This window comes from Streptomyces sp. 5-10 (genome assembly GCF_014712245.1).
In the GTDB taxonomy this organism is placed as follows: domain Bacteria; phylum Actinomycetota; class Actinomycetes; order Streptomycetales; family Streptomycetaceae; genus Streptomyces; species Streptomyces violaceusniger.
Window position 1 is genome coordinate 40,340 of record NZ_JACVYG010000069.1, and the last position, 10,511, is coordinate 50,850.

Here is a 10,511-nt window from a genome sequence, read left to right on the forward strand (position 1 = left end):
GGCGGCGGGATGCGCGGCGATGGGCACGTATGTACGGCTTGATACCGCGTGGCCGATCATCCCACAGCGGGGTCATCCGCCGGGGAGCCGTAGGATGCCGGGTAGGCGCATCAGGTCGGTCGATTGGGAGCGGATCCACACGTGAGCAGCGACAACGCAGCCCCGGACAATGAGACGGTATGGGACGTCGTCGTGGTGGGCGCGGGCCCCGCGGGTGCCTCCGCGGCCCATGCCGCCGCCTGCGCCGGGCGCCGGGTGCTGTTGTTGGAGAAGGCCGAGCTGCCGCGCTACAAGACCTGCGGCGGCGGCATCATCGGCCCCTCGCGTGACGCCCTCCCGCCGGGTTTCGAACTGCCGCTGCGGGAGCGGGTGCACGCGGTCACGTTCTCGCTGAACGGCAAGCTGTCCCGCACCCGCCGCTCCAAGCAGGCGCTCTTCGGGCTGATCAACCGGCCGGAGTTCGACGCGGCCCTGGTCGACGCCGCCAGGGACGCGGGCGCCGAGGTCCGTACGGGCGTCGCGGTCACCCGCGTCGAGCAGCACGGCCCGGCCGTGCCCGACCGGCGCACGGTCGCCGTGGTGCTCTCCGACGGTGAGACGGTGCTGGCCCGGGCCGTGGTCGGTGCCGACGGCAGCGCGAGCCGCATAGGCGCGCATGTCGGCGTGAAGCTGGACCAGGTGGATCTCGGTCTGGAGGCGGAGATTCCCGTTCCGCAGACCGTCGCGGAGGACTGGGCGGGCCGGGTGCTCATCGACTGGGGCCCGATGCCGGGGAGTTACGGCTGGGTCTTCCCCAAGGGCGACACCCTGACCGTCGGCGTCATCTCGGCGCGCGGCGAGGGCGCCGGGACCAAGCGCTACCTGGAGGACTTCATCGCCCGGCTCGGCCTCGCCGGATTCGAGCCGAGCATCTCCTCAGGCCATCTGACCCGCTGCCGCTCCGACGACTCGCCGCTGTCGCGCGGCCGGGTCCTGGTGTGCGGCGACGCGGCCGGGCTGCTGGAGCCGTGGACCCGCGAGGGCATCTCCTACGCCCTGCGCTCGGGTCGGCTCGCGGGGGAGTGGGCGGTGCGCGTCGCCGAGGCCCATGACGCGGTGGACGCCCGCCGCCAGGCCCTGAACTACGCCTTCGCGATCAAGGCGGGGCTCGGCGTGGAGATGGGTGTCGGCCGCCGCCTGCACACGGTCTTCGCCCGCCGCCCCGGGATGTTCCACGCGGCGATCACCGGCTTCCGCCCGGCGTGGCGCGCCTTCACCAAGATCACCCGCGGTACGACCACGCTGGGCGACCTCGTCCGCACCCACCCGGCCGCCCGCCGCGCCCTGGCGGCGATGGACCGGGGCTAGGGTCTGTCGACAAAGGGCGACAAAGGGGGCGCCCCGTTCCCGACGCCTGGCACGGCCGCTCGCCGCGCTGTCGCGTCACCCGAGTACGCCCAAGTAACGAGGGCGACGCTCCGCCTTGCGGTCGACCGCACCAGCCTCCCCCAGCTACCGCTGGGAGGTGCCCCCTGCTCGCGGCCGGGCGCCCCCTTTGACGACAAGACCCTGGGGCCCGGGCTCGGCGGCATCGGGCTGATCTTCGCGGGGCCCGCGACGCCCATGCCGGGGGCGCCCCGCCCGTACGGGAAGAGGCCGCGCTGCCGGGGACGGGCGAAGCGAGGGCCCTGGCGGGCATGCTGGGCGACCCGCTGCCCCTGCGCGCGCCCGCGCGGCTCGTCGCTGGGCGCCGCGGAGGTTCGGGTCGGGCTTCCCCACGCCCGCCGCACCCCGGCGGGGGGCTGGGCTCGGCTCGGCCCCGTCCCGCGAGCTGTCCCGCGATTTGCCCGGCAGGGCAGGGGCGCCTACTCCGCCGGGAGTAGGCGCGGGCACCGCGCAGGGGGGACGCCGGGGGCTCCCGGCCGGTTTAGCGTTGCCCGTATGCACGGATTCACGGGGGAGCACGGCCCGGGGCAGCGGCCGGGCGGATGGTGGCGCGGGGCGCCCTTCGACCCATCGCGTTCGGCCGTGCCCTGGCGCTCCTCGGTCGCCATCGCCGCCATCCAGATGGTGGGCACCGGGTTCGCCGCTCACAATCAGCCCGACCGGATGGGCCTCGGGCCCGGGAGCGCCGCGCTGCTGCTCGCCGGGCCCGCGCTGCTGCTCATGCGCCATTGCCGCCCCGGGACGGTCGTGGTCGGCACGGCGGCGGTGATGGCCGTCTACCTCGCCGCCGGATATCCGTACGGGCCCGTCTTCCTCAGCGTCGTCGTCGCCTGCGTGGCGGCCGTCGCGGCCGGGCGGCGGATCGCCGCGTGGAGCGCGCTCGGGCTGCTGTGGGGGAGCCATCTGCTCATCGGTCACTGGCTCTACCGCTGGCTGCCGCCGGGCGGTGACGGGCCCGTCGGATGGGGGCAGGAGCTGGCGGTCGCCGCCTGGGCGACGGCGATCGTGGCCGCCTCCGAACTCGTCCGCGTACGGCGTGAGCAGTGGGCCCGGGAGCGGGCCGAACGGGAGGCGGCGGCGCGGCGCCGGGCGGACGAGGAGCGGCTGCGGATCGCCCGCGAACTGCATGATGTCCTCGCCCACAGCATCTCCGTCATCAACGTCCAGGCGGGCGTCGGGCTCGCCCTCCTCGACCAGGACCCCGAGCAGGCCCGCACCGCGCTGACCACCATCAAGGCGGCCAGCAAGGAGGCGCTGGGCGAGGTCCGCCAGGTCCTCGACACCCTGCGGACCTCCGGCTCCGGCGCGCCCGGCGCCGCGCCCCGCTCACCCGCGCCCGGCCTGGACCGGCTGGAGGAGCTGACCGGGCAGGCGGCGGACGCGGGGCTCGCGGTGCGGGTGGAGGTGGACGGCGTACGGACGGCCCTGCCGCCCGGCGCCGATCTCGCGGCGTTCCGTATCGTGCAGGAGGCCCTGACCAACATCGTCCGCCACTCCGGCTCCCGGAACGCCCATGTGCTGCTGCGCTACGCCCCCGGTGAGTTGGAGCTGCGGGTGGACGACGACGGCCCCGCGACCGGGGACGGGGCGACGGGCGGCGGCAACGGCCTGGTGGGCATGCGTGAGCGGGCCGCCGCGCTCGGCGGCACAGTGGAGGCGGGCCCGCGCCCGGACGGCGGTTTCCGCGTCCGGACCAGGATCCCGTTCAAGGGTGGGAGGAAGACCCCATGAGGGATGAGGACGGGCCCGAGACCGTGATCCGTGTCGCGCTCGCCGACGATCAGCTCCTCGTCCGCGCCGGATTCCGCGCCCTGCTGGCCGCGCAGCCGGACATCGAGGTGGTCGGCGAGGCGGCCGACGGGGAGCAGGCGCTGACGCTCGTACGGGAGCGGCGCCCCGATGTCGTCCTCATGGACATCCGCATGCCGGTGCTCGACGGCCTCGCCGCCACCCGCGGGATCACCGGGGACCCGGCCCTCGGCGAGGTGAAGGTGGTCATGCTGACCACCTTCGAACTCGATGAGTACGTCTTCGAGGCGATCCGCTCCGGTGCCTCCGGCTTCCTGGTCAAGGACACCGAACCGGATGAGCTGCTGCGGGCGGTGCGCGCGGTCGTCGGCGGCGACGCGCTGCTGTCGCCCGGGGTGACCCGCCGGCTCATCGCCGAGTTCGCGGCCCGCTCCAGGGAACCCGCGCCCGCGGCGGCGCTGGCGGAGCTGACCGAGCGGGAGCGGGAGGTGATGGCCTTGGTCGGCATGGGGCTGTCGAACCAGGAGATCGCCCGGCGGCTCGTGGTCAGCCCGCTCACCGCCAAGACCCATGTGAGCCGGACGATGGTCAAACTGGGCGCTCGGGACCGCGCCCAACTCGTCGTGCTCGCCTATGAGTCGGGCCTGGTCCGGCCGGGCTGGCTCGGCTGAGCGAGGCTGTGCGGTCCGGGCTTCGTGCTCCGGGCCCCTCGCCCAGCCCTTGCCCAGCCCTCCGCTCAGCACGGCCCCTCCGCTCAGAACGACCCCTCCGCTCAGAACAGCCCCTCCGGGGCCTCCGCTTCCCGCTCCCGTGCCGCCACCGGCGCCGTCGTCGGGGCGTCCGCCGCGGCCGCCGCCAGTGCCCAGCCCGCCAGCTGACGGGTGTCCAGCAGCAGGGCCCGGCCGTCCGTCGAGGTCAGATGGATGTCCGGGCCCGCCACGGCGTCGATGCGACCGGCCACGGTGGCCTCGGGGACGAGCCGGATCAGCCCCGGCGCGGGGCGCACCCGGTCCAGATGGAACGCCGCGTCATGGTGCACCGGCTCGAACGGGGCCAGGGCCAGCGACTCCGGCAGACCGCCCAGGCCGCGCGCCCGCTGGTGGAGCGCGGCGAGGTCGGCGGCCCGCCGCTCAGCTGGCGGTGGGGTCTCGCGGGCGGTGCGCTTGGCGGCGTAGGGGAAGCGGTCCGGGACGCCGAGCGCGGCGCCCAGCACGGCCTCGGCGCGGCGCGCGGCCATCAGCGGGCCACGGCCCAGCAGGCAGTACGAGAGCGCGGCCTGCTCCAGCAGCCGGGCCCCCTCCCGCTCGGCCGCGGTGATCCCGACCTTGACCAGCTCCGGGCCGAACCAGGCGAGATAGACGTCGTAGGGGCGCGGATCGTCCGTACGGGTGTCGGCGGCCACGGAGTACGAGCGGTCCAGCCGGGCGCAGTCCGGGCACTGCGCCGACACCGCGGAGGCCGGGACCTCGGCCCCGGCCGGGCACGGGGTGTGCCGGGCGCCCCTGCGGACGCCGACGCAGGCGCGTCGCGGCCCGGTGGTGAAGGAGAGCGGGCGGTCCGGCGTCAGCGGGGAGAGCCGTTCCCCCTGGGCCGGATGGCGCCAGACCAGCTCGGGCCCGCCGTGGCCCCAGCGCGCCCCGGCGCACTGCCACCGTGCGGGCCGCGGGTGCTGGCCTTGGTCCCGGCCCTGGCTCTGGCCCCGGCCCTGCGGCATCAGCGCTTCTGCCGGGAGAAGAGCCACAGCGCCCGCACCAGGCGGACGGCGAATCCGACGGTGGCCACCGCGACGGCGGCTCCCTGCCAGGCCCGCTCCTGGGCCCGGCCCAGGTCGCCGAAGAGGGCGGGGCTCGCGACCGCGACGTACAGCACGGCCGCCAGCAGACCGGCCGTGACCAGGGCGAACACTATCTCGATGGTGAGCGCGTCGCGTTCGTTCTGGGTACGGGGTCCGGTCATCTCGTCTCAGCCCTTCGCCTGGTGTCCGGCGGCCGCCGCCGGGTTGGTACTCCCCGGCCCCGGCCCGCGCTGCCCGTCGCGCTGCTTCCGGCGCACATACAGCTGCTTCCGCACGCGTGCCACGACCGTACCGTCCGCGGCGACCACCTCGTTCTCGAACCACGGCAGCGCTTTGCCGCCGTCCGCCGTGGCCTCGCGGATCTCCTCCAGCCGCTCCTCGGTGAGTTCGAAGTCGGCGAACACGTCGCCGCGGCCGGGCGAGACGAAGTCGATCTCGCCGGCCTTGTCCCAGACGGTGTAGTCCCGGCCCAGCCGCCGCATCACCAGCAGCATCCAGAACGGGTCGCTCATCGAGAACAGCGAACCGCCGAAATGGGTCCCCACGTAGTTGGAGTTGAAGCGGTGCAGCCGCAGCCTGACGCGGGCGCTGCTCCAGTCCTCCGCGAGGTGGACCACCCGCACTCCGGCGAAGAGATAGGGCGGCCACCAGTTCATCGCGCGGCGCAGTCCGCGCGGCGACATCGATCGACGTGACATAACAGGAAGCTAACACGGGTTATTACTCGCCAGTAACCCGGCGGTCGGCGTACCCGAGCGGTGGGCGCGACCGAGTGGCGCGCGCTGCGCGAGCAACGCGCAACCCGGGCGGCGCGCGCAACCCGGGCGGGGCGCGCAACCTGAGCGGTGGGCGCGCCACGGGCGGCGGTCGCGCCCCGGGCGGCCGGGCGGTCAGATCCCCGAGTGCTCCCGCCACAGATCGGCCAGCTTCTCGTCCCCCTCCGTGGTCAGCGCGGTGATCGGCAGCCGGTTCCAGAGGGCGAGATAGAGATCGCCGGCCGGGCCGCTGAGCTCGCAGTCGGCCGTCCCCTCGCCGCTCCGCTCGGTGCGCGGAGCGTCCTGGGACAGCCGCATCGTCCAGACCGCGCCCTGGTCCGTGGCCCTCACCCGGAGCGTGCGCGGGGTGTCCGTGCGCACCCTTGACCGGTCCAGGCTGTGGAATCCGGTCAGCAGCTCATCGACCCCGTCGGCCGCGAACTCCGGGGTGAACGGGGAGAAGTCCCCGCCGCGCGCCGACTCCGCGTCGATCCGGTGGATGGCCGTCTCATGGGCCTGGCGCCGCGCCCAGAACCCCAGCGGGGACTCCGCGGGCAGGAAGGTGAAGCACTTCACCTCGGGGTCGGCATGGGTGAGGGCGTCGACCAGACGGCCATGGACCTCGCGGTACCACGACACCAGCTCTCCGTCGGCCGGTGCCGCCTCGACCGCCGGCCGGACCGGCTCGGTCAGGCCCTCGGCGACGAACCGGGCGGCCCAGCCGTGCACCCGGCCGATGTGGGACAGCAGGTCCCGGACGCGCCAGTCCGGGCAGGTGGGCACCGGGGCGTCCACCCCGGCCTCGGCCGCGGCGTCGGCCAGCAGCCGGCCCTCGCGGTCCACGATTTCGATCAACTCGGCAGTCTCCATGGCGGAATCATGCCAGCCGCCTCTGACAACCCCGGGCCGGGCCGAGGGAACATCAGCTTCCGGCCGTGCGCGCGGCGTTCCGCGTCCCGTAGGCGACCACGGCCGCCACGGCGGCCAGGGCCGCGACCGTGGTGAGCGCGACCGGCAGCGAGTACCAGTCGGCGAGGAAGCCGATCGTGGGCGGGCCCAGCAGCATGCCGCCGTAGCCGAGCGTGGAGGCCGCGGCGACCCCGCCCGGCCCCGTCAGCGCGCCCGCCCGCGCGATGGCGACGGGGAAGAGGTTGGCCAGGCCCAGCCCGGTGACCGCGAAGCCGAGGAGCGCGAGCCAGATCGTGGGCGCGAGCGAGCCCAGCAGCATTCCGGCCGCGGCCGTGGCACCGCCCGCGATCAATGTCCTGGTCTGGCCGAGCCGTTCGAGCAGCGCGGTGCCGCTCAGCCGTCCGACGGCCATCATCAGGGCGAAGACGGCATAGCCCGCGGCGGCCGGCCCGGCCGACGCGTCGAGGTCCTGGTGCAGGTGGAGCGCGGCCCAGTCGGCCATCGCGCCCTCGCCGTACGCCGTGCAGAGCGCGATCAGGCCGAACACGGCGACGAGCCACCGGGCCCGGCCCGGCCGCCGTACACCGGGGGACGATTCGAGGCCGGCGGCCTGCTCGGACGCGGCCGCGGGCCCCGTGCCGCCCCGCGGCGTGGGCACCGGCAGCGAGATCAGCGTCCGGCCCGCGGCGGCCGTGAGCAGCAGCCCGAAGGCCGCGAGCAGCGACAGATGGCGGGTGGGGGAGAGATGGCCGGCGATCAGCCCGCCCAGCCCGGCCCCGGCCATCCCGCCCAGGCTGAAGGCGGCGTGGAAGCCGGGCATGACCGGGCGCCGCAGGGCGGCTATGAGGTCGACGGCCGCGCTGTTCATGGCCACGTTGAGCGCGCCGAACCCGGTGCCGAAGACCAGCAGCACCAGCCCGAGGGCGAGTGCGGAGTGGGTCAGCGGCGGCAGCGCGACGGAGCCCGCGAGCAGCACACCGGCGGCCACCGTCGTCGGATGGTTGCCGAAGCGGCGGCACAGCCGTCCGGTGGCCATCATCGTGGCCGTGCCGCCCGCCGACACGCCGAGCAGCGCCAGCCCCAGCGCGCCCTCCGAGGCGCTCGTCTGGTCCTTGATCGCGGGGATCCGGGCGACCCACCCGGCGAACACGAATCCGTCGAGGAAGAAGAACGCGGTGATGGCGGCGCGGAGTCGGGTGAGGTCGCGATCCGTGGACACGGAGCGGCGCGCGCCCGGGGTGGCCGTCCGTGTTTTGTTTGGAGTCGGCACAAAGTGAGAATAGAGGCGTGACCCAGACACGGACAAGGCTCGAGCGCGGCCGAAGCGCTCTTGGCCCGGCACTGGCACTCGTCCACACCGGCCGCGCCCCCACCCGCGCCGTGCTCACCGCCGAACTCGGGGTGACCCGCGCGACCGCGGGCGCCGTCGCCGCCGAGTTGGAGGCGCTCGGCCTGATCCAGGTCGACTCGCGGCCGCTCGGGGCCGCCGGGGCACAGGGCCGTCCCTCGCACCGGCTGTCGATCGCCCCCCACGGGCCGGTCGCGCTCGCCGCCCAGGTGCACGCCGACGGCTTCCGCGCGGCGCTGGTCGGGCTCGGTGGGCAGACGGTGGCCACCGCGCCCGGCTGCATGACCGTGCCCGCGGACCCGGCGCATGTGATCGACGCGGTCGTCGAGGCCGGTGCCCGGCTGCTGCGGGAGACCGGCCGCCGCTGTGTGGGCGCGGGGCTCGCCGTCCCGTCCGCGGTCGCCGAACCCGAGGGCACCGCCCTGAACCCGCTGCACATCGCCTGGCCCGCGGGCGCTCCGGTGCGCGAGCTGTTCAGCCGCAGCCTGGCCGCGGCCGGGATCCGCGGCGACGACGGGGAGCCGGTCGCCGGCTTCGCGGGCAATGACGTCAACCTGGCAGCGCTCGCCGAACACCGGCATGGCGCGGGCGGCGGCGCCCAGCACCTGCTCTGCGTCGCCACCGGGCACCGGGGCGTCGGTGGGGCGCTGGTGCTCGACGGACGGCTGCACACGGGCAGCGCGGGGCTCGCCCTCGAGGTGGGCCACCTGACCGTCAACCCCGAGGGCCCGCCCTGCCACTGCGGCAGCCGCGGCTGTCTGGACATCGAGGCCGATCCGCTCGCCTTCCTCACGGCGGCCGGGCGCGAACCGGGCCCGGAGGTGTCCCTGCTGCAGCAGGCCCGCGATCTGCTGCGTGAGGAGTACGCCACGGCGGCGTCCGTAAGGGCGGCCACCGAGCAGCTCATCGACCGCCTCGGCCTCGGACTCGCCGGTCTGGTCAACATCCTCAACCCGGACCGCATCATCCTCGGCGGGCTGCACCGCGAGCTCCTGGAGGCCGACCCGGAGCGGCTGCGCGCGGTGGTGGCGGAGCGCAGCCTGTGGGGCCGGAGCGGGGGCGTACCGATCCTGCCGTGCACGCTGGACCACAACAGCCTGGTCGGGGCGGCGGAGTTGGCGTGGCAGCCGGTGCTGGACGACCCCTTGGCGGTCCTGGGCGTGGGCTGACCCGCCTAAGCGTGTTTCGAAAGTAGCGCCGTCCGCGCGGTCACCAGTGCCGCCCCCGGGGCAGCGCGTCCAGGCCCGGGGTCGACAGATGGAGCACCTGGTAGCGGTCGCCGGGTACCGAGGGCGGTGCCGACTCCTCCCAGAGCGTGAAGTGGATCAGCTCCCAGCCGCGCGGGTCGATGCCGAGGGCCGTGGTGTGGACGCCGTCCTTACGGGCGCGCTCGGCCAGCCGCGCCAGCGCGCCCTCGACGGCGGAGGCGGGATCGGCGGCGGGCGGAACCGGCTCGGCGTGGCGGGTGGCGGCGCGCGGAACGGCGCCAGCGGCGGGGCCCCGCTCGAAGGCGAGCCCCTGCCAGTGCTCGACCGGAGGCCTGCCGAAGTCCCGGACGATGCCCTGGAATCCGGGGCCCCACAGAAAGCGGTTCATGGCCTCGGGCGCGGTCCACAGGTAGAACGGGGCGTACTGATGGACCGGCGAGCCGTCCACACCGCGCTCCCGGATCCCGTACGCCTTGAGGCCCAGCCCTGAGAAGTCGTCGAGCAGCGGCCCCTTCGTCTCCACCCGGTGCCGGATGATCTTCATGTCGTAGTCGGCGGGCAGGGTGATCCGGTACTGCATGGCGAGCATCGGTGAACTCCTGTCGGCGGGGCGTGCGTTCGCACGCGGTCGTCCTCGGCCCCGATCGTACACACTAGTAGGTACAGAACGAGGTCGCGCCGGTGCGCGTACTCCCCGGGAGGTACCGGAACTGTCGTCGGCCGTACGACGACCAGGGCGCCGTAAGGGAGTGATCCTCGGGAGTGGCCACGAGACGAGGGCCATGAGAAACCCACTCCAGAGGAGCGCGATCACCATGAACACCCTGGCGCACGGCTTCGCCGACGGCGATGGCCCCGGACCGTGGATTCTGCTCGTCCCGCTGATGTGGGCGCTGGTCGTCGGCGGCGCGGTCTTCCTGCTGCGGCGCGCCGGATGGCGCGGACGCGCCCCCTGGCGGCACGGCCCCGGCCCCGTGGACTTCGGCGAGCGATCGCCGATCGCGGTGCTGGGCCGTCGCTTCGCGGCCGGTGAGATCGACGAGGACGAGTACTGGCGCCGACTGTCCGTCCTGGACGAGCAGTTCGGCCGCCATGCGACGAAGGGCGGGGCACTCTGACGGCGGAGCCCGGGGCCGTACGGGCCGCCGGGGCCTATCGGATATCCGGGCCGTCCCGCCTCGCCGGAGGCGGGACGCTCGCATGCTCAGCGGGGGGCTGCCGACCGGGCGGCCGCGGGGGCCCGCTCGCGCACCGCGGGCGAAGGAGCGGCGGCGGCCGGAGCCGGTGCGGCGGCAGCAGCGGGTGCGGGGGCCGGTGCGGCA

Annotated in this window: 11 protein-coding genes; 5 read left to right on the forward strand and 6 right to left on the reverse strand. The window is 74.9% G+C overall.

Annotated features, from left to right (window positions below; all coding sequences use genetic code 11):
• Positions 1-141 precede the first annotated feature (141 nt).
• The 3 genes from IEJ02_RS42680 (at position 142) to IEJ02_RS42690 (ending at position 3,845) form a co-directional block, all read left to right on the forward strand.
• Positions 142-1,347 carry a geranylgeranyl reductase family protein gene (locus IEJ02_RS42680; protein WP_191069699.1) on the forward strand — a complete coding sequence of 402 codons (1,206 nt, stop codon included), beginning with the start codon at positions 142-144 and terminating at the stop codon, positions 1,345-1,347.
• A 573-nt stretch (positions 1,348-1,920) separates the two neighbouring features.
• Positions 1,921-3,156 carry a sensor histidine kinase gene (locus IEJ02_RS42685; protein ID WP_191069700.1) on the forward strand — a complete coding sequence of 412 codons (1,236 nt, stop codon included), beginning with the start codon at positions 1,921-1,923 and terminating at the stop codon, positions 3,154-3,156.
• A 23-nt stretch (positions 3,157-3,179) separates the two neighbouring features.
• Positions 3,180-3,845, forward strand: coding sequence for a response regulator transcription factor (locus IEJ02_RS42690; RefSeq protein ID WP_191069710.1), 666 nt, complete (start codon positions 3,180-3,182; stop codon positions 3,843-3,845).
• A 101-nt stretch (positions 3,846-3,946) separates the two neighbouring features.
• On the opposite strand, the gene IEJ02_RS42695 is transcribed toward IEJ02_RS42690, so the two are convergent.
• From IEJ02_RS42695 to IEJ02_RS42715, 5 genes are all read right to left on the reverse strand, one after another.
• Positions 3,947-4,888 (reverse strand): DUF2797 domain-containing protein, encoded by a 942-nt coding sequence (locus IEJ02_RS42695; protein WP_191069701.1) that lies wholly within the window; start codon positions 4,886-4,888, stop codon positions 3,947-3,949.
• Positions 4,888-5,130 carry a DUF6332 family protein gene (locus tag IEJ02_RS42700; protein WP_191069702.1) on the reverse strand — a complete coding sequence of 81 codons (243 nt, stop codon included), beginning with the start codon at positions 5,128-5,130 and terminating at the stop codon, positions 4,888-4,890. Before IEJ02_RS42700 ends, IEJ02_RS42695 begins: the two co-directional genes overlap by 1 nt.
• A 6-nt stretch (positions 5,131-5,136) precedes the next feature.
• Positions 5,137-5,667, reverse strand: coding sequence for a DUF4442 domain-containing protein (locus IEJ02_RS42705; protein ID WP_223865369.1), 531 nt, complete (start codon positions 5,665-5,667; stop codon positions 5,137-5,139).
• 192 nt (positions 5,668-5,859) lie between these two features.
• Entirely contained in the window at positions 5,860-6,594 is a 735-nt protein-coding gene (locus IEJ02_RS42710) for a maleylpyruvate isomerase family mycothiol-dependent enzyme (RefSeq protein WP_191069703.1), read from the reverse strand.
• Positions 6,595-6,646: 52 nt separating this feature from the next.
• Positions 6,647-7,903 (reverse strand): MFS transporter, encoded by a 1,257-nt coding sequence (locus tag IEJ02_RS42715; protein ID WP_191069704.1) that lies wholly within the window; start codon positions 7,901-7,903, stop codon positions 6,647-6,649.
• A gap of 17 nt (positions 7,904-7,920) precedes the next feature.
• Between IEJ02_RS42715 and IEJ02_RS42720 the strand changes: the two genes are divergently transcribed.
• Positions 7,921-9,150 (forward strand): ROK family protein, encoded by a 1,230-nt coding sequence (locus IEJ02_RS42720; RefSeq protein WP_191069705.1) that lies wholly within the window; start codon positions 7,921-7,923, stop codon positions 9,148-9,150.
• Positions 9,151-9,190: 40 nt separating this feature from the next.
• Here IEJ02_RS42720 and IEJ02_RS42725 read toward each other — a convergent pair whose 3' ends face one another.
• Positions 9,191-9,778: a DUF4865 family protein gene (locus IEJ02_RS42725; protein WP_191069706.1), complete on the reverse strand. Its 588-nt coding sequence runs from the start codon at positions 9,776-9,778 to the stop codon at positions 9,191-9,193.
• A gap of 226 nt (positions 9,779-10,004) precedes the next feature.
• On the opposite strand from IEJ02_RS42725, the gene IEJ02_RS42730 reads away from it, so the two are divergent.
• Complete coding sequence (locus tag IEJ02_RS42730; RefSeq protein WP_191069707.1) at positions 10,005-10,307, forward strand: SHOCT domain-containing protein; 303 nt, start codon at positions 10,005-10,007, stop codon at positions 10,305-10,307.
• Positions 10,308-10,511 lie beyond the last annotated feature (204 nt).